We start from the raw sequence: 25,339 nt of genomic DNA, 5'->3' as shown, positions 1-25,339 counted from the left end.
CGAGCTTTTATCTATTGATTTTCATTGAAAAAATCATCAACCGTAAAATTGAACACAGCCAACCGAAAAATGCCTTAACCGTGGATCCCGCCAAGTGGAAAACTGGAAAAAAGCTCTATTTTTCATCGCACTGGGGAGATGAAACAACCACATACTATAACAGGGCCTACGGAAAACCCCCGGCTGGGCCGGGGGCTATGTGGGAGGAGGCATCTGGGAGCCGTATAGGAAAGGGGGCTAGAGGACGGCGATGGCTTCGATTTCCACGCGCGCGCCCTTGGGCAGGGCGGCAACAGCGACGCAGGAACGGGCCGGGGCATCGGCTCCGAAGGTTTCGCTGTATACACCGTTCACAGCCTGAAAATCAGCCATATCCACGATGAATACGGTCACTTTGACCACATCGGCGGGCGTGGCTCCGGCTTCGGCGAGGACGGCCTTCATGTTGGCGAGGGCCTGCGCCGCCTGTTCCTTCACATCATCGGAAACGAGCTCTCCGGTGGCCGGAACCATACCGATCTGGCCGGAGAGGTACAGGATGCCGCCCTTACGGATGGCCTGCGAATAGGGGCCGATGGCGGCGGGGGCATTGGGGGTGGAAATCACGGTTTTCATGGCGTTTTCCTTGGTTGGAGCTACTTCGCCCATTTGAAGGTGAACACCTGCTCGACATCGGGGTGCAGGCTCAGGTGAACCGGGCAGGTATGCGCGGCGCGTTCAATCATGGTCTTCTGCTTGTCGGTGTATTCGCGGTCGGGCATGATGAAGGTCACTTCGATCTTGCCGATGCGGCGCGGGTTGGCGCTCATGGTCTTGGCGACTTCGATCTCCGTTCCGACAACGTCCACATCGTGCATCTTGCCGTAAATGCCGATGATCGTCATGGCGCAGGATGCGAGGGCGGTAACGCAAAGGTCAGTGGGCGAAAAGGCTTCGCCCTTGCCGTTGTTGTCCACGGGGGCGTCGCTCACCAGTTTGGTTCCGCTCGCGACATGGGTGCACTCGACGCGCAGATCGCCAAGGTATTTCGCGGTAACTGTAGCCATGTGGTTCTCCTTTGTCGTCAGGGTTGAGCTTGTTGCTGAAAGCACAATACCCCGGACGCAGATAATGGTCAACAGTATACCGTCGACTTATTTAAAAACCAAGAAAGAAATCCTGCCCATACGGGGCCTTCCTCGAAAGAAGCCCTGCCCATGCGGAGCTTTCCTCATTTCTCCCCAAGATAACCCAAGGGCACTCGTTGAAAAGGGGCACCTGTTGAAAGCCTTCCCTGCCCAGCCGTCATCGGGCCATCGGCGTGCAATGCAAACTCTGCGTGCAGTGCGAAACATGGAACCAATAGCCGTCGACTAAAGCAGTCGACAGCATGCCGGATATCAGGTATCTCCTGCCCGTACAATAATACGTGTGGAGGGAGAGGGATGTACGGGAAAAAAGAGGCTCCGGCCATCCGCATTCTGCAGGAAGCGGGTGAGGACGTCGGGCGTTTTGAGTATGCTTTCACCGAGCGGGGCGGCACGAAGGACGCGGCCCGGCAGCTTGGGCTGTGCGAACACGACATCGTGAAAAGCCTTGTGTTCGACGACGGGCAGGGAGGACACGCGGTCATGGCGCTCATGCACGGCGATGAGCGCGTATCCCTGCACAAGCTCCAGCGGCTTTCGGGCGTGCCGCACCTCCAGCCGAGTTCCCCGGAAAACGCCGAACGCCTGACCGGATACAAGCCCGGCGGCATCTGCCCGTTCGGGCTCAGTTCGCCGCTTCCGGTGTTCGCGCAGTCTTCGCTTTTCGAGCGGGGGACGCTGTACATCAATGCGGGCGAACGCGGCGTCATCGCCGTTATCCGGCCCGATGCCCTGCGGCTTGCCGGGGCCGTGGCCGGGGACATTCAGAGCTGCGGGCCCCGGCGATAGCCCTTGACGGCGTATATGAGGAGAGGTTATTTGGTATCAAATACATATGATACGGCGTTCACAATCGGACGCCGCCAACGAACACAATGGTGAGCGATGCAACAGCTTAACAAACCGACATACAGCGAACAGGTGGTCAACCTTATCCGCCAGCGGATCCGCAACGGCAAACTCCGCAGCGGGGATCGGATCAGCGAGGCCAGCATAGCCGAGGAATGCGGCATCAGCCGGGCCCCCGTCCGTGAGGCGCTTTATCAGCTTGAAACGGAGGGGTTCCTGATGTCCCACCCGAAGCGGGGCAAGTGCGTAACCCTGCTCACGGGCGACGGCATCCGCCACCGCTACGAACTGTGCGGGCTCCTCGAAGGGGCCGCCGCCGTCAACGTAGTCCTGAACCTGCCCAAAGGCCCGTGGGAAGAATTGGAAGCCCTGCTTGACCGCATGAAACAAGGCGTGCTTTCCGGCACGCCCTTCGAGGATCACGCGGCACTCGGCACGGCCTTCCATGAAACGATCCTCGAAAGGGCCAGCAACCCCCTGCTCATCTCCATTGCCCGCAGTTCCTGCCGGGTGATTTCCAAATACCTCATGTTTCAGCAATGGCGTACGCTGTACACGACGGAGGAGCTTTTTCAGCGGCACAACAGCATGTATGAGGCGTTCCTCACGCGCAACCCGCACACCATTGAGGAAGCAGTGCGGGCGCATTATGCCGACTCCGCAGAACGGCTCGCCCAAATCTGCGAAGCGGAACAAAAACCCAAGGCAACCCGCTCCAAGCGGCGCGCCCACTTCCCCACCGAATGACAGCCCTGCCCCGTGCGGGGCTTTTTGTTTGGCCCTGCCTTCCTATGTGGTTGTTTCATCTCCGCGGTACGCTCAAAATACATTCCTTTTCCGGTTTTCCCCTCGGCGGAATCCATAGTTAAGGCATTTTGTTGGTCATGCCTTTGGAACTCCAGAGAAAAAAGCATCAACCATTTTCTACCGCACAGCCTTTTGTTTCCGGTTGAAGTTTCGGGACGTTCGCTTATGGGAAACTGGGGGAACACGCGGCCCGCTCTTCCCGTCTTTGTCCTGAAAAACTCAGAGAAGAGAAAAGCTGGCCTTCCCATATGAAAACCCCTCGGCGGGCCGAGGGGGAAGGAAAAATCCGCTTATGTATGAACGTGGGGCGGAAAAGTTAGTGGGACTGAAAACTTACAGGACGGCGATGGCTTCGATTTCCACGCGCGCGCCTTTGGGCAGGGCGGCGACGGCGACGCAGGAGCGGGCCGGGGCGTCTGCGCCGAAAGTTTCGCTGTACACGCCGTTCACGATCTGGAATTCCGCCATGTCCACGATGAACACGGTTACTTTGGTCACATCGGCGGGCGTGGCTCCGGCCTCCGCAAGGATGGCCTTCATGTTGGCGAGGGCCTGCGCGGTCTGCGCCTTCACATCATCGGAAACGAGTTCCCCCGTAGCCGGATCCATGCCGATCTGCCCGGAAAGATACAGGGTGTCGCCCTTACGGACGGCCTGCGAATAGGGGCCGATGGCGGCGGGAGCCTTGGAAGTGGAAATGACGGTCTTCATGGCAGTCTCCTTGTTCCCAAACGGGTATTGAAGTTTTGACGCACCCGCAGGAACTGGGACAGGGGCCGGGATCGGGATACGGACGCTCCCTCCCTGTTGCCGCGGGATGCCGCGCACTGGCTGTTTGGGTATGTACGCCCGGTGCGCGGTTCGCCAAATGCGTCCATCGCTACAGTAGCCGCAAGGGGCCCCTTTGTCATCTGTCGGCCTTGCATGGCTTGGGGAATGCACGTAAAAGCGAAATCATCTCCTGACGTTTTATGGATCAGGGACATACGGATGGCCCGGTATGCACGTTCCGCCGGGAACGCGGCCTGAAAGCCGCCTGCCTAACCTTGTGAAAAACAGAGTCGCCATGAATCGCTTTTGCCGGTTGTTCCTTTTTATCATGCTGTGCGGCGGTCTGCTCTTTGCCGCCGTTGCCGCGTCCGCCGACGGCACCCCAGTTGTTGAGGAAAAAGCCTCCGCCCATCCTGCAAAAAGATGGCGGGCGGCCTACATTGAGGGAGGCGGGTATACGGACTATCAGCGCATCCTCGCCGCCACAGCCAAGGGGCTTGCCGAACTTGGGATTATTGCCGACGGCGATGTGCCCATCCCGGAGAAGACGGACGACACCCGGCCCATTTGGGACTGGCTCGCCGAACATGCGGGCGGGGATCGGCTGGAGTTTTTGAAAGACGGCTACTATTCCGCCAACTGGGACGCGCCGCAGCGTGCCGCCAACAAGAAGGCCCTGCTCGACCGTATCCGCGAACGGGGCGACGTGGATATGGTTTTCGCCTTCGGCACATGGGCCGGTCTGGATATGGCCACAGCCGACATTGCCGTTCCGGTGTTCTCCATGTCGGTCACCGACGCTGTGCAGGCGGGCATCTCCAAATCGCTGGAGGATTCCGGGCGCGACAACCTGCATACGCAGATCGATCCCGAACGCTACAAGCGCCAGCTTGCCGTTTTCCATGATATTTTTGGTTTCAAGAAACTGGGTGTCCCGTATGAGGATACCCCGGAAGGCCGTTCCGACGTCTCGCTGGCCGCCATCGAATCCGCCGCCGATGAGCTCGGCATTGAGCTTGTGCGCTGCACCACGGCGCTGAACGTGCCTCCCGATCAGAGCTTCGCCAACCTCAGGCAGTGTATTTCCCAACTGGCGGAAACGTCCGACGCCGTATACCTCACCACCAACTCAGGCATGCAGTGGAACCGGATGCGGGAACTGCTCCAGCCGCTCATCAAGGCGGGCGTTCCTTCCTTTTCCCAGAGCGGCATTGAGGAGACGAAGCTCGGCGTCCTGATGAGCCTGTCCCAGAGCAGCTTTTCCAGTGAAGGCCGCTTCGGGGCCGAGGCCATCGCCAAAGTCATGGACGGCACACGCCCCAGGGATGTCGGGCAGGTCTTCGACAGCGCAATCGGGCTTGCCATCAATCTGGAAATGGCGCGGCTCATCTATTGGGACCCGCCTTTTGAAATCCTGCTGGCGGCGGACGCGATCTATCAAGACATCAAAAACGCGGGCGAGTGAACATGGAACCATCCCGCAAGCGCCTGCTCATCGGCGGCTTGGCAACGCTCCTTGCCGCGCAGTGCCTGTATGGCATCCTCACGCTGGCGACCCTGTACAAATCCTATAAGACGTCCCTTGTCTCGGTGCAGGCCATCGCCAGCGAAAAGTTCAGCCTCGATCTCTCGCGGCTGGCCCGTTTCGGCAAAGATCCCGAACGGGTGGAGGACATGGACGGGCGCGTTCGCCGTTTTTGCGAAACCGCGGGCGTCAGCCGCCTTGCCGTATTGGACGGAAACGGGCGGCCCATCTCCGACTGGCCCTCAGGCGCGCCGGAGGCCCCTCCCGTCCCTCAGGACGAGAACAAGCTCAAGACGCTGCACGGCGAGGTGAAAACCTTCGACGCCGACGGCAGGGTCTGGATTGTCCAGCCCATCAGGAACCGCACCGGGGCCGGCGTGGGGAGCGTGCTCGCCGGGTTCGACGAGGCGGGCATGGCGGAGCTTGTCGGCAACGCCGCCTCCCGACACACGCTCCTGTTCCTTGGGGTAGCCGTACTGGGCGGCTCCCTGTTCATCCTGCTGGTGCTGCGGGAAGGCAGGCCCCCCTTTCCGAAACTCGGCAAGGGCTGCCTCATCATCCCCCTGCTGGTCAGCCAGATCGCCTTCCTCCTTTTCCTCCGGGGCCCCGCCGTTTCCTTTCTGGAGGAAAACGCCCGCGACGCCGGAACCCAGCTTGCACGCTACATCGGGCATGATGTCGCGCACATCAACGATCTTGGGTTGAAGCTGGCGGACGTGCCTTCCGTCAGGGCGTATCTGGATCACATCCGCCAGAGCCTGCCCTGGGCGCAGTCCATCACCGTCAGCGATGCCGGAGGAACCACTTTTACGGTGGGGAACCCGATGACGCCCCTCCAGGCGGGCGCGCCCCTGTCCGACGGCAACCCGGTTTCCGTAACCGTGGGCATTGACGAAGGGACGGTATGGGAAGCCTTCCGCTCCATCGTCTACGACACCCTGACCATCATGATCATCGCCATGCTGTTCATGTTGGAGCTTGTGCCCCTACAGGGTATGGGGAAATCCGCCGCGCCGTCCGCCGATGCCCCCCTGCCGCCGCGCATCATGCGCCCGATCATCTTCCTGTGCATGTTCGCCATCGATCTGCCCGCCTCCTTTATCCCCCTGCGGATAGCGGAAATGGATCTCGGCCTGCTTGGGCTCCCGCCCGATGTGGTGATGGGCCTCCCGCTGTCGTTTGAAATGTGCGCGGTGGGCATAGGCATCCTTCTAGGCAGCTTCTGGAGCCAGAAGAAGGGCTGGCGGCCCCTCCTGCTGTGGGGGGCGCTGCTGGTGGCGCTCGGCAACGTCGCAAGCGGCCTTGTCTCGGAACCCCTCGCCTACATCCTCTCCAGAGGCGGCGCGGGGTTCGGCTACGGCCTCATCAACCTCGCCGGGCAGGTCTTCGTCGTGTCGCACTCCTCGCCCGAACACCGGGCCGGGAACCTCTCCGCGCTCGTCGCGGGCCTGTACGCCGGGTTCCTGTGCGGCAGCGCCTTCGGCGGGCTCATCGCGGACAACCTTGGATATGCGTCGGCCTTCCTCGTTTCGGCGGGGCTGATGGCCCTCATCGGGATCTTCCTCCGCTTCACGCTGCCCCGCGAAACGTGGGCCCCTGAGCCTTCCGCTTCCGGGCGCATCTCCCTGCGCGGGCTCGGCGCCTTTTTCTCGGACATCAAGATGGCGGGCCTGCTGTTGGGCAACATCTTCCCCTGCGCCTTCGTGACCGTGTGCCTGTTCCAGTTCTTCCTTCCCGTGTCGCTCAGCCAGGCCGGGGTCAGCCCGGCGGGCATCGGGCGGGTGTTCCTGCTGTTCTGCCTCGTGATCATCTACCTCGGCCCCTTCTTCGGGAAGGCGGTGGACAGGTCGCCCAACAAGCTCGCCTGGCTCGTGGGCGGCGGGTTCCTGTGCATCGGCGGCATCATCGCCCTGCTCCTGCTCGACGGGCTCGCGGCGGCGTTCGTCTGCGTGGCGCTGCTCGCCCTGTGCAATGCCGTCGTCGCCAGCGCGCAGGGAACCTATGCGCTCGAAATCCCGGTTTCCCAGCGGGTCGGCTCCGGCAGGACGGTGGGGATCTACAATATCACCGAACGGCTCGGCCAAATGCTCGGCCCGGTCGCGCTCGGACAGGTGATCGCCTTGTGGGGCGTGGATTCGGGGCTGCTTGGGATGGCGGCTGTGCTCGCCGCCTTGAATATCCTTTTCGCCCTGACCGGGCGCTTTGCCAGGGGCGGTGCATGACGGCTTGCGGTTTCCCCCTTGCAGGGATCAGCTTCCGCTTTTTGCGTAGCCGCCGCATGTCCTCCGCAAAAGGGCCCCGCCGTGCCCTCCCATGCGCGCCGGGTGGCCCTACCCCGCCCTTGACGGCATGGACGTCGTGACGGGCCACCTCCGCACATGCCGGATGGATTCTTTGGGGTTGCAAAAGAAGCATTAGCCGGAGCCTCTCCATGCGTACCGGTTTCCCCTCTGATCCTTTAGGCCTTCCCCTCGTGCATGGGGGACTTCGACGCGGCAGGGGATGCGCTCCAGCTTGCGGAGTCTTCCTCACACGCATGGGGGAGCCTTAAAGTGTCTTTTAGAAGAGGAAGATTCCCCCCCTACACACGTGGGGGAATCGTTGATTTTTACTTGCTTTTTCATCATGTTAGGAGGTTTCTTGCACAGGTGGGCCCCCTCACGGGGTCGTCGGAACCGAAGGCTTCGGGTTGTCTTCCCTACACGCATGTGGGAAACCATATTACAGCTTTTCATCAAGAGTATTGCGAACGCTCTTCCCCACACGCGTGTAGGAGACCGGATGCCGGGGGAAGAACCGGGGGAAGAAAAGAAAGACGCAATATTGCCTTCCCTACACGCGTAGGGGAAACCAGCTTTGGCAGCCAATATGCCCATTCCTACGATTTCTTCCCTACACGTATGGGGAAGCCCCCACGCTCATGACCCGTCCCTCACCTGCCATGTCGTCTTCCCTACGTGTACGGGGGAGTCCCCTCGTCGCCCGGCGACGCCAGAACCGAAAGCTGGTCTTCCCTACATGTACGGGGGAGTTCCCCCAGCCGTCCCGTTCCCCATGCTCCTGACGCCACCTTTCGGAAGGCCGGAAGCCTCTCCGCATGCACCGCGTGCGCGCCGGTATGGACGGGCTTTCATGGGGGAGGGTCTTTCCCGGCCCGTTTTTTGCTTTGTTCCTTGCAAGAGACAGCGATGCGCAATAGTGTTGGCGCCGCCGGATGCCGTTTTGCAAAGGAGTACACATGATTGATCCCCTGGCCATGCCCATCTTCAAGCCTCTTTGGGAGGCCTTTCCCTACCTTCCCGGCTGTTTTGCATCATGGCGCGGCATGAGCCTCGGTGAAATATCCGCTTCGGCCTACGCGACGGCGGACGGGGAACGTCTGCCTTCCGGCGCCATCGTGGGCTGCATGGCGAAACACGCGGCACGGAGCCTCGGCAACGATGTTGGCGATGCGGTCAAACGGTATTTTTCCCGGAACAGCGCCGTCCTGTCGGCGAACCTGCACGGCATCGACTGCCTGCCTGAAATGGTGCAGGCCGTGCCGTTCTTCGGCCTTGACCGCCTAGCCAACGGTGAGCCGGGGGCCGTCATCCCCGTGCTGTCCTGCGGCGGCGTTTCCCTACAGAGTTCGGCATATCCGCGCGGGCTGCAATCCTTCCACGCGGACGCCCCGGCACGTTTCCCGCTGTTTCGGAGCTCTTGGCAGGACACCGTGGAACTGAACGCCCCCGCCTTGACCGCAAAGGACATGCGTTCAAGCGCCGCCCACTGGAAACCGACGCTGGCCTATGAGGAACGGGGGCTGGGGACGGTGCTGCATCATCTGCTTGACCCGGACACGCTCGCGCTCAAACGCTTTGGGGAGCAGGCCGCACGGGTCAACGCGAAGCTGTACGCCGCCCTGTTTCCAGATGCCCGGCCCACAGCCGTCTATCTCGAACTGGAGGAGATCGCACGGGAACTGCTGATCGACGACCTTGCCCGGCCCGATTCGGTATTGCACAGGGCGCTGTTTATGCCGCGCCTGCGCGAAGGGCTTTTACGGCGTCTTGCCGGCGTGCGCGGCTGTTGGAGCCACGGCGTGGTTTCCGGCGGCGAGCTGCCCCGGACAGCCGGGAACGGCACGGCCTTTTTCTGGGGTGTGGACGGGCGCGGGCGGCGGCACCCCCTGCGCGTATCGCCGGACAGCGGCGCGCTCGAATTTCCGGGCTTCCATCTGCCGCTTGTGCCGGAAGCCGTCATTGAGGCCCTGCGCGACCGGAACATCTATCCGGGGCTGTTCGTTTCCTACATGACGCTGGCGCTTGAGCACGGGCTTTGCTGCCACGGCGGGATTTTCCTCGTGCGCTACCTTCCGGCAATGCTCCACGCCGTGCGGGATCAGTTCATGGCATGCGGCGAACCGCTCCCGCCCCTTCCGGGCCGGACGATGCTGGCGGCTTTCGCCATTTCCATGCAGGCGCGGGAAGCCGGGAGGCTCTTTCCCGCGGGCATGCTGGAGCTGATCGCCTCCGGGGGCATCAGCCGGGCGGACTTGCAGCGCCTTGCGGATCTCCCGCTTGAAGCTGTCCTCCCCCTCAGCCTCGCCCGGTGGTGTCTGGACTACACGCCCCGCTCCCAGAGGGCCCCGGCTTGGGAAACCACCCTGCGCAACACAGCATGGGAAGGCCTCACCATTGACGTATCATAACGGGCCCTGTCATAGGATTCGACCGTTTTATTTCCACAATAATAGGGTGAAAATACAGCCTGTTCAGTTGTTCCGTGGGCTGGTTCCATGACTGAGACAGTGTATTGACCATCCTTTTTGGAATTTCAAGAGAGTATCGACCGTTTTCCATCAGGAGCGTTTTCTGTTCGGTACTGCTTATCCGCTGATGCCCATCGTGGACTGCGTGAGCCGCTTCAAGGCCCTTTTCAGGACCGAAGCCCTGCCCAATCCCCTGCACAAGAACGCCGCAAAGCTCTGAATATTGAACTGCCGAAGGCTTAGCCATGACCTGTACGCATCCCTTAAGCCCCCGCCCTTGCCTTTGCCGTGGATGCCGCTCCCGCCCTCGCCAAGAACTTTACCGAGTAAAGTCCGCAGAGTCGCCCGCCGGCGGCACGTGGAGCATCGGCATGGGCGCAATGGGAAAGCCATTTCCATATGGGAAAGCTAGTTCCATCATGTATCCCGGACTTGGCGTCGCCCTCTTCCCCTTTCCGCTTGCCCATGGTTCACTCTTGAGCGGGGCTATCCGCCTTACGCCAAGCGGCGATCTCGCGTTGCAGGCATTCCAGGAATTTTTCAGCGGCTTTCGAGAAAAACTGGTATTTTTTCCACGCGATATGGAGCCCTACCTCCAGCTTCGGCTCCAGCGGCCTGAAGCACAGCGGGCTGTCGCCGGATGTCCTGACGATCTTGTCCAAGCACAGGGCGTACCCCATACCTTCCTCCACCATGATCGAGGCGTTGTACAACAGATTGTATGTCGTGATGATGTTCAGCTTCTCATAGCCTTCCCCGAACCATCCTGAGAATTCGTTTTTCACCAGATACTGGTTGGAAGCGAGGAGCGGAAGGCCCGGCAGATCCTGCGGCCTTATCGTCGGCCTTGCCGCGAGAGGACTGTCCTTTCGCATCAGCACGCCCCAGATGTCCGTCACCGGCAGCTTGATGAAGTCGTACTTCGACAGATCCGCCGGTTCGATGAAGACGCCGAAATCCACAAGCCCCCTGTCCAGCCGTTCCGTGACGTCTTCCGCATTGCCGCTGAACAGGTGGTACGCAATGTGGGGGTACGCCGACTGGAGCCTGTGCGCCGCGCGGGCAATCAGCCGCATGGCGTCGGTCTCGCCGCCTCCGATATAGACATCCCCGCTGATCGTCTCTTCCGCCGCGCTGAATTCGGATTCCGTCTTTTCCACCAGCGTGACGATCTCCTGCGCCCGCTTGCGGAGGAACATGCCCTCCTCCGTCAGCGAAATCTTCCTTTTCCCGCGCAGGAACAGCGTTTTCCCCAGTTCCTCCTCAAGCTCCATCATCTGCCGCGACAGCGTGGGCTGGGTGACGTGCAGGGCTTCCGCCGCCCCGGATATGCTTTCCTCCCTCGCCACGGCAAGGAAATAACGGAGCACCCTCAGTTCCATAGTCCACCTCCACTTGCTACAGGCCACTGCGTACCGTTCGCCAGCCTGCCTTCACGCAACAGGGGCGGCGCATCCGTATCGGCGGCAAGGCCATTGAAAGGGCGTCGGCCCTGGTGCGCATCCCTCAGGGCGGCACGCAATGCCGCCCGCACGCAGCCCCCCCCTGTGATGCGGCAATCAATACCATGCTTATGAAGCATGGTAAAGTATTCAATATAAGTATTTGCTATTCAATGGCCCTGCCCCTATATGAATGCCACAGGAGAAAGCAAGTATGAAAGGCAACGCCAAACAGGATGATTCGCTGCTCCAAAACCTGCATGACGCCGGATGCTCACAACAGATCATCGAGCAATTCATGCAGGGCAGGCGGGAAAAGGATACGCTTTGCCAGATCCGCATTCTGGCAAAACAGCGGAACCTGCTTCTTGAAGCCCTCCATACGGATCAGAACAAGCTGGATTGCCTTGATTACCTTCTTTTTCAACTGAAAAAGGGATGCTGAAACAGCCTTCCCGCGTCCCTTTCGGTCTCCAGCCCGATCAAGAATGCTCAACCCCCAAAGGAGGCAACATGATGCGTGCAGTGAAACGACTCGGCATGAGCGCCGCCATTATCGGCGCAATGTCCGCCGCCCCGGTTCTGGCTCAGGAAATCCCCGCCGACGCCAGCAATTTCTACAAGAGCGAAAGCGTGACCATGCGGCAGGTCACGTTTCCGAACCAGTACAAGATGAACATCGCCGGGAACCTGTTCCTGCCCAAGAATCTGGATCAGAAAAAGAAACACGCCGCGATCATCGTCGGGCATCCCATGGGCGCGGTGAAGGAACAGAGCGCAAACCTGTACGCCGTCAAAATGGCGGAACAGGGATTCGTCACCCTTGCCGTGGATCTGGCGTTCTGGGGCGGCAGCGAAGGCCGGCCGCGCAATGCCGTTTCCCCTGACCTGTATGCCGAAACCTTCAGCGCCGCCGTGGACTTCCTCGGCACGAACCCTCTTGTGGATCGTGAACGGATCGGGGTCATCGGCATCTGCGGCAGCGGCAGTTTCGCCATCAGCGCCGCCAAGATCGATCCCCGCCTGAAGGCCATAGCGACGATCAGCATGTACGACATGGGCGCGGCCAACCGGAACGGGCTCCGGCACGGCATGACACTGGAACAGCGAAAGCGGATCATCAGGGAAGCGGCGGAACAGCGTTATGCGGAATTCACGGGCGGCGAAACCCGGTACACCAGCGGCACCGTCCATGAACTGACGGAAACGTCCACGCCCATCGAACGGGAATTCTACGCCTTCTACCGGACGCCGAGAGGGGAATTCACCCCGGAAGGCTCCTCCCCCCAGCTCACCACGCACCCGACGTTCACCAGCAACGTCAAGTTCATGAACTTCTACCCGTTCTCGGACATCGAGACGATTTCCCCGCGCCCCATGCTGTTTATCGCGGGCGAAAAGGCGCACTCCATCGAGTTCAGCGAAGACGCGTACAGGCTCGCGGCGGAACCGAAGGAACTGCATATCGTCCCCGGAGCCGGGCATGTGGATCTGTATGACAGGGCAAGCCTCATCCCCTTCGGCAAGCTCACGGACTTCTTCACGAAAAACCTGAAATAACATTCCGGGGAGGGCGGGGCCCGGTTGAGGGCCCCGCCCGCATCCCAAAGGCCACAGTATGCAGAACGGTATCTTTCAGACAGGCAATCCCCGCTGGTCGGCGGTCTTTTCCTTGTTCATGGGCGTGATGGCCCTGATTTCAGCCGAATTCATCCCCATAAGCCTGCTGACGCCCATCGCCCGCGATCTTGCCGTTTCCGAGGGCATGGCCGGGCAGACGGTTACCGCCGTGGGCGTGTTCGCCGTGCTGACCAGCCTCCTGCTGGCCCCGCTGACGGGAAACATCGACAGGCGGCGCATCCTGCTGGCCTTTTCCGCCATGCTTGTCGCGTCCTACATGCTGATCGGCATGGCCCCGACCTATTCGGTCATGCTCATCGGGCGCGCGATGCTCGGCATCTGCGTGGGCGGCTTCTGGTCGCTGGCTTCCGCTGTCACCCTCCAGCTCGTCCCCACGAAGGACGTCCCCCGCGCCCTGAGCATCGTCTATGCCGGGGTTTCCGTGGCGACGATCATCGCCCTGCCCGTGGCAAGCTGGATCGGGCATCTGATCGGCTGGCGGAATGTCTTTTTCCTCGGCGCGCTCATGGGCGCCGCCGGGTTCGTCTGGCAATACCGCGCCCTTCCCCCGATTCCGGCCCGCGCGGGCAGCGGCTTCCGGGACATGACAGCCCTGCTCCGGCGCACATGGGTTCTGGCGGGCATCGGCGGGAACATCCTGAGTTTCGGCGGATACCATATTTTCTTCACGTACCTGCGGCCCTTCCTGGAGCTGGATCTCGCCTTGGGAGCCGATACGCTTTCCGTGATCCTGCTGGCCTTCGGGGTGGCGAACATCCTCGGCACCTTCATTGCGGGCGCGCTGCTTGGAAACCACTTCCGGCCAACCATGATTCTGATCCATCTGGCCTTTGCAGCCGCCGCGCTCGCCTTGCTTCTCACCCAAGGGCACGCGGACGTCGGCGTCGCGCTGGCCGTCTTCTGGGGATTCGCCTTCGGCTTTACCCCGGTGGGCTGGTCCACATGGATTGCCCGCACCCTCTCCGACAAGGCGGAACTTGCCGGGGGGCTCACCGTCGCGGCGACGCAGTTCGCCATCGGCCTTGCCGCCGCCGTGGGCGGGTTTACCTACGACAACCTCGGCATCAACGGCATTTTTCTGGCGGCGGCGGGCATCAGCGTCATGGCGGCCCTGCTGATCGCGGCCAGCTTTTCCCTCTTCGCCAGGGACACGGGGCGCAAGGCCTGAACGCCCATTTCGTACCTGCCATACCCCGCTTCACCTTTCATCATAAGGAGATGCACATGAACCGCCTCAAACAGGCCATGTCCGCCGCATTGCTGGCGTGCGCCGCCGCTTTCCCCGCCGGGGCGCGGGAACTTCCCCACCCGCTTCCCGTCCCGCAAACGGCCAGCCCCGAACTTCGGGAACTCATTGCCAAGGCCCCGCCGCCTTACTGGGACACCCATCCCGGCACCGTTCGGGAATGGAAGGCTTGGGCCGATGCCCTTTCCAGGGAAGCGGCAAAAACACTCCCCGGCCTGCGTGAAAAACTGAAGGTTGACGTTGCAAAAGGGGAACTCGGCGGCGTGCCGGTCTTCACGTTCACCCCGAAGGATCTGCCGGAAGCAAACCGGGATCGGGTCCTCCTGAACCTGCATGGGGGAGGCTATGTCCTCGGACAAGGGGAATCAGGGACGCAGGAAGCCGTCCTGATGGCGGGCATAGGCAAATTCCGGGTCATATACGCCGATTACAGGATGGCTCCCGAATTTCCCTATCCGGCTGCGGTCGACGACGCCATGACCGTATACCGCGAACTGCTCAAGGCCACGCCCGCACAAAAGATCGGCGTGTTCGGCACCTCCACGGGCGGGGGCCTGAGCCTGATCCTGGGGCTCCGCGCCAAAGCCGAAGGGCTGCCCCTCCCGGCGGCTGTCGCGGCTGGGACGCCGTGGGCGGATCTGAGCAAAACCGGAGATTCGTATTTCACCAACGAGGGCGTGGACAACATCCTCGTCAGCTATGACGGATGGCTGGGGGATGCCGCACGGCTGTACGCCGGGAAGCATGACTTGAAAGACCCCATGCTGTCCCCGGTTTACGGAGATGTAAGCGGTTTCCCTCCGACCCTGCTCACTTCGGGGACACGGGATCTCTTCCTCAGCAACACCGCACGGATGCACCTGAAACTGCGGGAAGCGGGCGTCCCCGCCGATCTCATCGTGTTCGAGGGCATGTCGCACGCCCAGTACCACATGGCGGAAGACGCGCCGGAAACCCGGTTCCATTTCAGCGAACTGGGACGCTTTTTCGATGCTCATCTTCAATAGCGCACATAAATGGCAATAACATAAGGCTGTGCCGTAGAAAATGGCTGATGCTTTTCCCTTTGAAGTTCCAAAGGGATAATCAACAAAATGTGTCAGCTGTGGATTCCGCCAATGGGAAAGCCGGATAAAAAAACCGTATTTTCAGCGTGCTGTGGAGATGAAACAACCACATAATATTATGGCAGAGCCTAAAAGAATAAGGCTGTACCATAGGAAACGGTAGAGGCTTTCTTTTTGAAGTTCCAAAGGAATGACGAATAAGATACCCCAATCATGGAGTCCTTTGACGGAAAAAATTGGATAGAAAGCCTCTATTTTCAGCATACCGTGAAAATAAAGCGACCAAATACCATGACAGGGCCAATAATAAAGGCTGTGTTATAGAAAACGGTTGATGCTTTTTTCCTTGAAATTCCAAATGGATAACCGGAAAAATGCCTTATCCGTGGCTCCCGCCAAGGGGAAAATCGGAGAAAAAGGCTGTATTTTCATCGCACTGTGGAGATGAAACAACCATAAACTATAACAGAGCCATAATAAAACTATTTTCCGCAATTTACTGAAAGGAGATTCATTCCCATGACGAAAACGAAAAACATCCTGATCCTTTCGACCAGCCCCCGCAAGGACGGCAACTCCGAAATGCTGGCCCGCGAATTCGCCAGAGGCGCGGAGGAAGCCGGGCACAACGTGGAACTGGTCAGCCTGCGCGGCAAGGCCATCGGCTTTTGCAAAGGCTGTCTGGCCTGCCAGAAAACGCAGCGGTGCGTCATCCATGACGATGCCGACGCCATCGTCCGAAAAATGAAGGATGCGGACGTGATCGCATTCGCCACCCCCATCTATTTTTATGAGATGTGCGGGCAGATGAAGACCCTGCTCGACCGCTCCAACCCCCTGTTCCCGTCGGACTATGCCTTCAGGGACATTTACCTGCTGGCAGCGGCGGCGGACAGCACGGAGAGTTCAATGGACGGGGCCGTCAAAGGCTTGGAGGGCTGGATCGCCTGTTTTGAAAAGGCCGCGCTGAGGGGCGTCGTGCGGGGTACGGGCGCCGATGGGGCCGGGACGATCCTACAGGTTCCCGCCGCCCTGAAGTCCGCCTTTGAACTGGGCAACAAGGCGTAAGGCCATGAACGAACAGACTATACGACAAGACCGCAGACCGCCCCTGAAGCAATGCCTGTTATCCATGGCGGCCTTTTTGTTGGCGGTACTGGCGGCACTTCTCCCCCACTCCGCTCCGGCAGGTGAACCCATGCGCATACGCTTGATCGTCGACGGGGAAACCCTTCCCGCCATACTGGAAGATAACCCGGCAGGCCGCGATTTCTTGAGCATGCTCCCGCTCACCCTGACGGTGAGGGACTACAACGGGACGGAAAAAATCGGCGACCCGCCGCGCAGGATTGCCACGGAAGGCATGCCGGACAGCATTGAGCCTTTGGCGGGCGATCTGACGTTCTATGTCCCATGGGGCAACATCGCCATCTTTTACCGGGAGTTCCGCCTGTCCAGGGGGCTGATCCGCTTCGGGCGCATCACTTCGGGCATAGAAAAGCTGGCTGCCATGCGCGGCGACTTTTCGATTGCTTTCGAGCGGGCGGAATAGGAAAACTACATGGATGCTCAAAATACACACGGGGATAACATGGAAATGAGCCGCACTCCCCATACTTCAAAAGGAATGCCCATGCAGACCACGACGTTGCGTAATGGAATCGAAATGCCGCTGGAAGGTTTCGGCGTCTTTCAGGTGCCGGATGCCACCCTATGCGAACAAGCCGTCTCGGAGGCTCTGGCGGCAGGTTATCGGCTCATTGATACGGCTTCGGTCTATCGGAATGAGGAAGCCGTGGGAGCCGCCGTCCGCAAGAGCGGAATCCCCCGCAAGGAATTGTTCATCACCACCAAAGTATGGATTCAGGAGGCGGGCTATGAGAAAACGAAGGAAGCCTTTGAAGCGTCCCTGAACCGTCTGGGGCTCGACACTCTGGATTTATACCTGATCCATATGCCTTTCGGGGATTATTACGGTTCATGGCGGGCGATGGAGGAACTCTACGAAGACGGCAGGATACGGGCCATCGGCGTATGCAACTTCCTACCTGACCGGCTGATGGATCTGTGCCGCAATGCAAGCATCCCTCCCATGCTCAATCAGGTGGAAATGCACCCGTTCTGCCAGCAAAAGGAAGCTCTGGACGTCATGCGGGAATGCGGCGTCCAGCCGCAGGCATGGGCACCTTTTGCCGAAGGGATGCGCGGGATTTTCAGGAATGGGCTTCTGTGCGCCATCGGCCAAAAATACGGCAAGACGGCGGCACAGGTCATGCTACGCTGGAACATCCAGCGCGGGGTCGCCGTGATTCCCAAGTCCGTCCACAGGGAGCGCATCGAAGAAAACGCCCGTATCTGGGATTTCACCCTCGATGATCAGGATATGGAAGCCATTGCGCACATGGACGAAGGGCACGGCCTGATCCTTGATACGCTTGCCCCATCCGAGGTCAAACGGCTTTACGGCATCTGACACAAGAACTGCATGGCATTTCAGGTTGTGTCGTCATTTTGCATGTAACTATTTGAAATTATCAAAAACAATCTTTTATGGCTTTAAATATGGTTTATAATTTCAATAGATTATATCTAATTAACGACATAACCTAAAGAGGGAGGGGAATCTTTGGGAAAGGGGGTACATTCCCCCCTTCCTCCAAAACCGCCTGCACGGTTGGCACTTCCCACTCCTCCTGCAAAGGCTTTTATGCTTGGTGTGCCATAGAAAATGGTCGATGCCTTTTCCTTGAAATTCCAATGAAATAACCAACAAAATGCCTCAGCCATGAAGTCCGCCAATGGGGAAAACTGGAGAAAAAGGCTGTCTTTTCGCTGTGCTGTGGAGATGAAATAATCACATACTCTAACAGAGCCTTACGCTTATCCCTGTCCGCAGCATTCCCAGAAATGAAGCCACTTAGAGGGCCACCCCATCCATAAAAGTTTTCCCACATCGGAACAGCGCCCCTCCGCACGGCCTCCCCACAAGCCGAAACTCTTTGGAAGAGAGGGTAATAAACTTTTCCCTAGGGCGTATTCACACTATGCTGGATTTTTCCCATGATTGAAGAGGATTGAAGAAAAATGCAGCATCGCTCAAAAATAAGGATAATCATTTGTAAGATTATGTTTATTCTTTGTTTGTGTGAACAGGCCCTGGAAAAGTTTACCCCCCGGATGCCAGTCCCTCACCCTTTACCGCCGCGGCAGCTTTCCACATCAATCCCCAGCCGCCTCAGCCGCCATTCCGCCCATAAAGCGCGTGGCTACCGGCCCTGATTCGCGGTCGGGGTCGAGGCCGCCCCCGGCGGTCATGGATCTGTTTGGGCTGCCCCTTCTCCGAAGGGCAGAAAGTGGGCACGGCTCAGCGAAGCCAATGGAGCCCCGCACCGCAGCGGGCTTTCCTCCGGTTCTTTGGATCGCTTCTTGCTAAATTCCTTTCAGAAGGATATTTTCAACAACATTATTGGCATCTCCGTATGATGCCGTACCCCTCACCTTTTCAGGAGAAACCATGAGCGCTACGCCGTATATCGAGGCACTGAGTAAAGAAACCGGCATGGACATCACCTTGTCCGCATCCGGGGCGGCCACCCTTTCGCTCGGAGGCCGTAACCTGCTGATCCAATGGATCGAGGCAACGAACTCCTTCATCGTGTATGTTGAAGTCGGCGCCCTCGGCGGTTGGCGCAACGGCGAAATCTGCCGCCTGCTGCTGGCCTCGAACTTCCTCCTCGCGGACACGCAAGGCGGCGCGCTCAGCTATAACGACGCCACCGGCATGGTCGGGCTGAACTTCCCGATCCCCATCTACGGACTCGACACCGGGGATTTCCTCAAAGCCGTCAACAACGTCATCCTGTTCTCGGAAACATGGAAAACCCGCCTCGACGCCATGAACAAGGAACAGGAAGAGCTTACGGAAAAGGCGCAGCAAGCCGTCCTCGACGGCGGCGTGGGGGAAGCCGCGGAGCTGGCTTTCTCAGCCGCGCAATTCCTCCGCGTCTAGGCGGAACGCCCCGAAGCCGGGCAATCCGGCACGCCGTATGCGGCGTACCTTCAACAGTTCGCCTTCCCACGCCGGGAGCAATGTGCGCCCTACGGCGGCGCAGCTTCAGCCGAAAACGGTGCCGGGGATGGACGGCTCAGGGATCCGTCACGGCATTTGCTTGGTGCGCGCTTGCCTGATGCGCATTGCCGCGATGGGCTTTATTGGATTTTTTGAAGGCATCCGGTGGTGAAGCCCTCGACGGAAAAAGAAGCCTCTCTCGAACCGGCATAGAATAAAACCAAACCCTTGCTGCGGCGGGGCTTAAACCACAACACGGCGTATCTTTAATCAAGGAGCCGAGGTTTCGTACCGGACACCCATCTTGTTTCAGCTATAGGAGGCCGTATGCCTGTTTCCCTTCAACAATTCTTCAACAGCGCCAACACAGTTGGCGATTCAGCATCCCTTTTCCTGCAAAACGGTGGTGAATCCGTTGGCGATACGTCTTCGCTGCACGGCATCCACAAGCTTTCCCGCAGCGCCAAGGCCGAAGAGAACCGGGCCACGGTCACGGCCTTTTTGAACGCCCTTGAACAATCCCCGCAGTTCCGCAACATCAGCGCCGACGTGCGGGGGATACTCAACGCGAAGCTTGAAGGGGGCAAGCCCCTCACCGCCGGGGACGTCAAGCTCGTGCGCGATTCCGTCCTGTATGCAGAAGCCATTGCCGTAGGCCGCCAGCTTGCCGAGGACAACGCGATCCCTGCCGGGCACGCCGCCGCCTTCGCCCAGTTCGCGCTGGCCCGCAATCTGGATACCGGCACCCCGGAAGGGCAACGCGACGCCGTACAGGCGTACCTTTGCGAAAAGGTCGTCCCCCAGAACATCGGCGCGCTCACCCGGCTCCCCGAAGCGGGCGGGCACGGCGCAGCCGTAAGCAAGGCCCTCATGCTCCTCAGCCAACCGCTCACGGGCGACGACGGCTTTTTTGCCGGGCACTTGAGGGCCGACATGGAAGCCCACGGAACCCAAGGGGCCTTCACCCGGCTCCAGACGGCCTTCAGCAGCGCCAAGGCCGAGGACATCGAGATCCTTTCCGCGCTGGAACCCAATATCCTCGAACCCCTGCCGCATTTCCCCAACGGCAAGGACATGATCGCCGCGCTCAAGGAAGCGCTCCCCACGCTTGGGCGGGACGCCCTGCAAGGGCTGGCGGTCAGTTTTGCCACAAACATGCCCGCGCTTGCCACCCCCGCCGAACGGCAGGACGCCGTGCGCGGCTTCATGATGAATATCGCCGCCAAATCCGAAGGCATGCGTCAAGCCATGACCCTTGCCGGGCTGCCCCAAAACTTCAGTTCCGCCATTGCCAACAACCCTGCCGTGGTCAAGCACTGCAAGGCGCTGCTCAACGCCAACCCCGGCCCCGGCGTCTTTCCGTCCCAGGAGCGCGTGGCCGAAGCGCTGGGCACAGCCGTACAAGCCTTTGTGGAAAGCAACCTCCCTCTGCTCCATGGGTTTTCCATCATGGCGCAAGACCCGCCGGGCAACCTGAATCCGCCGGTCACTGCGGAAACCATGCCCCGCTACATCAATGCCATGCTCGCGGGCGACGTGATGGTGGAGCAGCTCCTCAACGACAGCGTGCCCATGGACGCCGCTTTCCTCGAACGCATCGCCGAGCATGCCGACGCGCTCAATTCGGCGGCCCACAGCTTTGAGAGCGATTACGGCGTCGACATCGCCGCCGTGCTCCGCAACTCCGTCTCCATGCTGCTGGCCCGGCGCGGGGTCACGCAGGACATGCTGCCCGAACTCATGCACAGGGCGATGGACAAGTTCGGCCCCCTCGCCAGCCAGTTCTTCACGCTCAACAGGGCCATCCAGCACGGGCTCGGCAGGGCGTCGGGACTGGAATTCCTCAAGGAAAGCATGACCCGGTTCCGCAGCCTCGAAGGGCACGCCAGGGTGCTCATCAGCCTCATGTCCCGCGAACAAAAGGTCGAAATGGGGATTGCAACGCCCGGCGACGTCGATCCGCAGTCCGAAGAAATCCAACGGCAGGATGAGGAGCTTCTGAACAGTTTCCTCAAATCAAACTTCGAGGTATTCGGGGATGCGGAACAGCTCCCCGTCGTGCTGCGGGAGTTCGCCCGCGCACACGGCCTTGACATCCCCCTGCTCAGCGCCAAGCAGCGCAGCGACCTGTCCAAGGCCAATCTGAGGACCTTCAGTGACGTCGTAAGTGAACTCATCCCTGAGACTGAAAATGTCGTCGAGGAGAATACGGACGCCTTCCGCGCCCTTTTCGATTCCTTCAACGAGGATGGCGATCTCGCGGGCCTGGATCCCGACGCCATCAATCCGAGGCCGTTCTATCAGGGCGTCAGCCATGCCCTTATGCCCCTGGTCAACGCGGCCAGTGACGGAGGGTATGCCGTTGACGCGGCGGAACTGCGCCAACTCGCCAAGGACGTCATCGGGGCCGAACTTCTGGCCCTCAAGGACACCCTGGACGACATCGACGCCCTGCCCCCCAACCCGTCCCCTGAGCCCGGAGCCTACCTGCCTCCCGGACACTTCAGAGCTGAGGACAAGGCGATCATGAAGAAGATCGCCCAGCGCTACGGCGTGCGCGATGCCGGGGCCATAGCCGAGGCGTTCACGGCGGCGAAGTCGCTGCCCGAACAGGCCCGGCTCATCAGAATGGAGCGGCTTGATCAAACCCCCGGGCGCTTCACGGAGGCTATCACAGATATGTCCAGACAGTATTGCGCGTTCCATGAGCGCTACGGACAACTGCCCGGAGCCGAAGATTTGCTTCCCATGATGTGCGATTTCATCCTTGAAGGCATGACGGAGGGGCAGCTTCTCGATGTCGCGGAGAACATGCAGTCCGAGATGGCGCACCAGCTCGCCGGGGCCTGCATCTACCTTGCGGGGCACCGGAATGCCCCGGACAATACCGCCCCGCTGAAAGGCGTGATGCAGATCATGAACTACCTGCGCCAGAACGCCGAATACCGGATTGGCCGGAACCCGCAGATCGATCCCATGTATTTCAGCAGAGCGCTCAATCACCTGTGCGAGATGCCCGGCGACACGAATTCCCCGCTTGGCCGGCTCAGCCAGTTCGCCCCCGGCCTCATCACCGATTTCGACGCCCAGATGAACCGCCATGCCGAACGGCTCACGCCGCAGGAGTGGGAACAGCTTCGCGGCATCCATACACAGCTTGTCCAGACCTCACAGGGCCCGCAGGATTTCCTGCTTTCGTACTGGGTGGAGTCCTCGGCTTCCGACCTGCTCGCCGCGCTGAGAAGCAACCACGGCAAGCCGCTTTCCAACCGGCAGATCTGGGCGGCCATGATCGGCGGCTCCATGCCCAGGGGCATCAGCGACGAACACTTCGGCGCGGATCTCATCGCGTTCGTTTCCCAAAAGTATCAGGCCCTGCTTCAGGCAGCGGCACCGGATATGGTCGAGGAGGTGAGGGAAGTCTCCCTCATGAACAACAGCAGTTACGGCCTGAGCCCCAAGAAGCTTCTCGCCTTGACCCGCCCCCATGCGCGGCTCTCTCTGGATGAGATCTCCATAGTCAGTGATATGGGCACACTGAGCGGCATTGATCAGAGGACGGCGTACGGCCTCGTAACGGACTTCCGCCGCCGCGGGAGGAATACCCTCATGCACTTCGAGGATCGCAACGGGCACGGCTTCTCCGTCAACCCGTCCCACATCCCCGATGAGGAGAATAAGCCGGAAAACCCGTTTTTTGCCGGGATCATCGGCAGTGTGGGCGCCATGACCCATTCCGAAAGGCAGCTTGCGCGGGTCATGCAGTGCTTCTCGCAAGCGCCGCTGATCATGCCCCGTGTGCTCAGCACCTGCTTCCCCGGCGTGCAGTTCAGCGAGCACGGCAACTTCTCCGTTTTCGCCAAAGAGCAGCCGGACGGCACCGTCCTCGTGGACATTCTATCCGATCCGTCGCTGCCGCTCACCCTCAACATGCAGATCCTTGTCGGCACGGACGGATCGCATACGTTTGAACGGCTCGATCTCAACAGGCCGTAACCCTCCCTTTTCCATAAGCGGAGGGCCATGAGGCCCCATATGGAAACCGCCTCCGGGATATGATCCGGGAGGCGGTTTTCCGCAGGCAAAGCAGGATGCCCCGCCCCTTTGTACAGCACGCGGCACAGGATACCGCCCCGGCAAACGGCACTCCGCCCCGGCCTTCCATCCCCCTGAGCGCCTTTGTTTTCCATCAGGCCCTGCCGAGGGCAAACGGGCGATGCCCATTCCTCGAAATCCCAAGCAAGGGCCCTATGGAAGCCCCCAGCCATAGGGCTAGCCGGTGGAAACGTAAAGGAACATGCTGGTTGCCCTCTTGTAAAAAAGCCACCACATGCCGTGACAGGGCCTTCCCCCCCAGAAAGGGCCTTGCTTTTTCGCCTGAGATTTCCCACTATCCAACGTGCCGTGGCTGCCGCGCCGGTTCGTGCCGCCGGGAATGCCCGTCCCCTCATCCGTCCCCGCCTGCGGACAAAGGTTATCGTCATGGACAAAAAGAAACTTTTCCTTGTGTCGCTTGGGCATCTTTCGTGCGACATCAACGGCGGCGCGCTGCCCGCCATCCTGCCCTTCCTGATCGCCGCGTACGGCTTCGATTATCAGGCATCCGCCGGGTTCATGTTCGCCTTTTCCTGCCTCTCCTCGATCATCCAGCCGGCTTTTGGCTACCTGTCCGACAGGCTTTCCAAGCCGTGGTTCATTCCGGTGGGCGTCCTGCTTGCCGGGGGCGGGCTGGCCTCCATCGGTTTCCTGCACAGCTACTGGGCCATTTTCACGGCCATTGCCCTGAGCGGCGTGGGCGCGGCCCTGTTCCATCCCGAAGGCGCGCGTTTCGCCAATAAGGTTTCGGGCGCTTCCAAGGACACGGGCCTGAGCCTCTTCTCCATAGGGGGCAACAGCGGGTTCGTATTCGGCCCCATGCTTGCGGTCGCGGCCATCGGCGCGTTCGGCCTGTCCGGGACGTCCGTTTTCGGCCTCATCGCCCTCGTCATGTCGGTCATCCTCCTCTACCAGATTTCACACCTCTCAGGCATGAAGAAAATTGAAGCCGACAATGCGAAAGCCGCCGGGGAAGCCGAAGAGGTGACGAACAACTGGAAAGAATTCTCCAAGCTGACGCTGGCGATCATTTCCCGTTCCGTCCTGTTTGTGGGCTGCAACACTTTCATACCGCTCTACTGGATCCATAACTTCGGCCAGTCCAAGGCTGCCGGGGCCGCGGCCCTGACCTGTTTCTGCACGTTCGGCGTCATCAGCAACTTTATCGGCGGGATGCTCTCGGATCGTTTCGGCTACCTGCGGATCATCCGGCTCTCCTACGTGATCCTGATCCCCTCCATCATCCTTTTCGGCTTGGTGGACAACCTCTACGCGGCCTTCGCGCTCCTGCTGCCCCTCGGCTTTTCCCTGTACGCGCCGTTCAGCTCAATGGTCGTACTTGGGCAGAAGTATTTGGCGAAAAACATCGGTTTCGCCTCCGGCGTCACCCTTGGCCTCGCCACCAGCATGGGCGGCATCGTCGCCCCGCTCCTCGGCTGGATCGCCGACGGCTACGGCCTGCCCCGCGCCATCCAGAGCATGACCATCGTAGCCGCAATCGGCACCGTGGCCGCCTTCCTGCTCGTCTCGCTCAACAGGCGCACGGACTGAGCGGAGGCAGCCTTTGGGCAGGGGGAGGGGAACGCCTAAAAATGTTTCCCCCTCCCCCTTCAAGGTTTTTTGATTCCGCCGTAGGAAGCGATGGCTTTTCTTAAAGTTCCAAAGAGATAGCCAGCAACATGGTTCAATCGTGGGCTCAGCCCAAAAAGGAAAGGCCCTGTTCTGGTTTGTGGTTGTTTCATCTCCACAGTACGGTGAAAATACAGCCTTTTTCTCCGATTTTCCCCTTGGCGGGAGCCACGGATAAAGCATTTTGTATCCCAAAGGCGAACCCGCAGGCGTTCCGTAAGGCGGGAGCCACGGATAAAGTATTTTCTCGGTTATCCCTTTGGCGCTTCAAGGAAAAAAGCATCAACCATTTTCTACAACACAGCCAAAGGAAAACGGCTG

21 protein-coding genes are annotated in these 25,339 nt (G+C 60.1%); 16 read left to right on the top strand and 5 right to left on the bottom strand.

Annotation, left to right across the window (positions count from 1 at the left end):
* Nucleotides 1-237: 237 nt before the first annotated feature.
* Both ACZM8Y_RS05920 and ACZM8Y_RS05915 read right to left on the bottom strand, forming a co-directional pair.
* Nucleotides 238-615 carry a RidA family protein gene (locus ACZM8Y_RS05920; protein WP_482332518.1) on the bottom strand — a complete coding sequence of 126 codons (378 nt, stop codon included), beginning with the start codon at nucleotides 613-615 and terminating at the stop codon, nucleotides 238-240.
* Between the two features lie 20 nt (nucleotides 616-635).
* Nucleotides 636-1,046, bottom strand: coding sequence for an OsmC family protein (locus tag ACZM8Y_RS05915; protein ID WP_302552483.1), 411 nt, complete (start codon nucleotides 1,044-1,046; stop codon nucleotides 636-638).
* A gap of 378 nt (nucleotides 1,047-1,424) precedes the next feature.
* Between ACZM8Y_RS05915 and ACZM8Y_RS05910 the strand changes: the two genes are divergently transcribed.
* On the top strand, nucleotides 1,425-1,916 hold the full coding sequence (locus tag ACZM8Y_RS05910) for an aminoacyl-tRNA deacylase (protein ID WP_482332521.1): 492 nt from the start codon (nucleotides 1,425-1,427) through the stop codon (nucleotides 1,914-1,916).
* Between the two features lie 96 nt (nucleotides 1,917-2,012).
* Nucleotides 2,013-2,723 (top strand): GntR family transcriptional regulator, encoded by a 711-nt coding sequence (locus tag ACZM8Y_RS05905; protein WP_302552485.1) that lies wholly within the window; start codon nucleotides 2,013-2,015, stop codon nucleotides 2,721-2,723.
* Between the two features lie 393 nt (nucleotides 2,724-3,116).
* On the opposite strand, the gene ACZM8Y_RS05900 is transcribed toward ACZM8Y_RS05905, so the two are convergent.
* Nucleotides 3,117-3,494, bottom strand: coding sequence for a RidA family protein (locus tag ACZM8Y_RS05900; protein WP_302552486.1), 378 nt, complete (start codon nucleotides 3,492-3,494; stop codon nucleotides 3,117-3,119).
* A 355-nt stretch (nucleotides 3,495-3,849) separates the two neighbouring features.
* On the opposite strand from ACZM8Y_RS05900, the gene ACZM8Y_RS05895 reads away from it, so the two are divergent.
* The 3 genes from ACZM8Y_RS05895 to ACZM8Y_RS05885 all read left to right on the top strand — a co-directional run bounded on the left by ACZM8Y_RS05895 (nucleotide 3,850) and on the right by ACZM8Y_RS05885 (nucleotide 9,769).
* Nucleotides 3,850-5,019 (top strand): ABC transporter substrate-binding protein, encoded by a 1,170-nt coding sequence (locus ACZM8Y_RS05895; RefSeq protein WP_482332524.1) that lies wholly within the window; start codon nucleotides 3,850-3,852, stop codon nucleotides 5,017-5,019.
* Nucleotides 5,020-5,021: 2 nt separating this feature from the next.
* On the top strand, nucleotides 5,022-7,301 hold the full coding sequence (locus ACZM8Y_RS05890; protein ID WP_482332525.1) for an MFS transporter: 2,280 nt from the start codon (nucleotides 5,022-5,024) through the stop codon (nucleotides 7,299-7,301).
* Between the two features lie 1,016 nt (nucleotides 7,302-8,317).
* Nucleotides 8,318-9,769 carry an ATP-binding protein gene (locus tag ACZM8Y_RS05885; RefSeq protein WP_482332528.1) on the top strand — a complete coding sequence of 484 codons (1,452 nt, stop codon included), beginning with the start codon at nucleotides 8,318-8,320 and terminating at the stop codon, nucleotides 9,767-9,769.
* 530 nt (nucleotides 9,770-10,299) lie between these two features.
* Here ACZM8Y_RS05885 and ACZM8Y_RS05880 read toward each other — a convergent pair.
* Nucleotides 10,300-11,211, bottom strand: coding sequence for a LysR family transcriptional regulator (locus ACZM8Y_RS05880; protein ID WP_337430732.1), 912 nt, complete (start codon nucleotides 11,209-11,211; stop codon nucleotides 10,300-10,302).
* A 274-nt stretch (nucleotides 11,212-11,485) separates the two neighbouring features.
* On the opposite strand from ACZM8Y_RS05880, the gene ACZM8Y_RS05875 reads away from it, so the two are divergent.
* The 7 genes from ACZM8Y_RS05875 to ACZM8Y_RS05845 all read left to right on the top strand — a co-directional run bounded on the left by ACZM8Y_RS05875 (nucleotide 11,486) and on the right by ACZM8Y_RS05845 (nucleotide 17,698).
* Nucleotides 11,486-11,716 carry a hypothetical protein gene (locus ACZM8Y_RS05875; RefSeq protein ID WP_308771813.1) on the top strand — a complete coding sequence of 77 codons (231 nt, stop codon included), beginning with the start codon at nucleotides 11,486-11,488 and terminating at the stop codon, nucleotides 11,714-11,716.
* A gap of 68 nt (nucleotides 11,717-11,784) precedes the next feature.
* A complete protein-coding gene (locus ACZM8Y_RS05870) occupies nucleotides 11,785-12,831 on the top strand; it encodes an alpha/beta hydrolase (RefSeq protein WP_482332810.1) in 1,047 nt (348 codons plus the stop codon).
* A gap of 58 nt (nucleotides 12,832-12,889) precedes the next feature.
* Complete coding sequence (locus ACZM8Y_RS05865; protein ID WP_482332809.1) at nucleotides 12,890-14,080, top strand: MFS transporter; 1,191 nt, start codon at nucleotides 12,890-12,892, stop codon at nucleotides 14,078-14,080.
* 56 nt (nucleotides 14,081-14,136) lie between these two features.
* Nucleotides 14,137-15,165, top strand: coding sequence for an alpha/beta hydrolase (locus ACZM8Y_RS05860; RefSeq protein WP_482332807.1), 1,029 nt, complete (start codon nucleotides 14,137-14,139; stop codon nucleotides 15,163-15,165).
* 579 nt (nucleotides 15,166-15,744) lie between these two features.
* The gene (locus ACZM8Y_RS05855) at nucleotides 15,745-16,293 is read left to right on the top strand and encodes a flavodoxin family protein (protein ID WP_482332804.1); all 549 of its coding nucleotides are present in this window, start codon (nucleotides 15,745-15,747) and stop codon (nucleotides 16,291-16,293) included.
* A 4-nt stretch (nucleotides 16,294-16,297) separates the two neighbouring features.
* On the top strand, nucleotides 16,298-16,777 hold the full coding sequence (locus tag ACZM8Y_RS05850) for a cyclophilin-like fold protein (protein WP_489501659.1): 480 nt from the start codon (nucleotides 16,298-16,300) through the stop codon (nucleotides 16,775-16,777).
* Nucleotides 16,778-16,858: 81 nt separating this feature from the next.
* A complete protein-coding gene (locus ACZM8Y_RS05845; RefSeq protein ID WP_337430739.1) occupies nucleotides 16,859-17,698 on the top strand; it encodes an aldo/keto reductase in 840 nt (279 codons plus the stop codon).
* Between the two features lie 116 nt (nucleotides 17,699-17,814).
* Here ACZM8Y_RS05845 and ACZM8Y_RS05840 read toward each other — a convergent pair whose 3' ends face one another.
* Entirely contained in the window at nucleotides 17,815-18,012 is a 198-nt protein-coding gene (locus ACZM8Y_RS05840; protein WP_482332799.1) for a hypothetical protein, read from the bottom strand.
* A 727-nt stretch (nucleotides 18,013-18,739) separates the two neighbouring features.
* Here ACZM8Y_RS05840 and ACZM8Y_RS05835 point away from each other — a divergent pair.
* The 4 genes from ACZM8Y_RS05835 to ACZM8Y_RS05820 all read left to right on the top strand — a co-directional run bounded on the left by ACZM8Y_RS05835 (nucleotide 18,740) and on the right by ACZM8Y_RS05820 (nucleotide 24,940).
* Complete coding sequence (locus ACZM8Y_RS05835) at nucleotides 18,740-19,234, top strand: type III secretion system chaperone (RefSeq protein WP_482332794.1); 495 nt, start codon at nucleotides 18,740-18,742, stop codon at nucleotides 19,232-19,234.
* A 37-nt stretch (nucleotides 19,235-19,271) separates the two neighbouring features.
* A complete protein-coding gene (locus ACZM8Y_RS05830; protein WP_482332791.1) occupies nucleotides 19,272-19,466 on the top strand; it encodes a hypothetical protein in 195 nt (64 codons plus the stop codon).
* Nucleotides 19,467-19,621: 155 nt separating this feature from the next.
* A complete protein-coding gene (locus tag ACZM8Y_RS05825) occupies nucleotides 19,622-23,290 on the top strand; it encodes a hypothetical protein (RefSeq protein ID WP_487480133.1) in 3,669 nt (1,222 codons plus the stop codon).
* A 369-nt stretch (nucleotides 23,291-23,659) separates the two neighbouring features.
* Complete coding sequence (locus ACZM8Y_RS05820; protein ID WP_489501657.1) at nucleotides 23,660-24,940, top strand: MFS transporter; 1,281 nt, start codon at nucleotides 23,660-23,662, stop codon at nucleotides 24,938-24,940.
* Nucleotides 24,941-25,339 lie beyond the last annotated feature (399 nt).

It is taken from the genome of Bilophila sp., from assembly GCF_057864385.1.
Note: the sequence above shows the minus strand (reverse complement) of the source record. Positions and strands in the feature narration are given on the sequence as shown.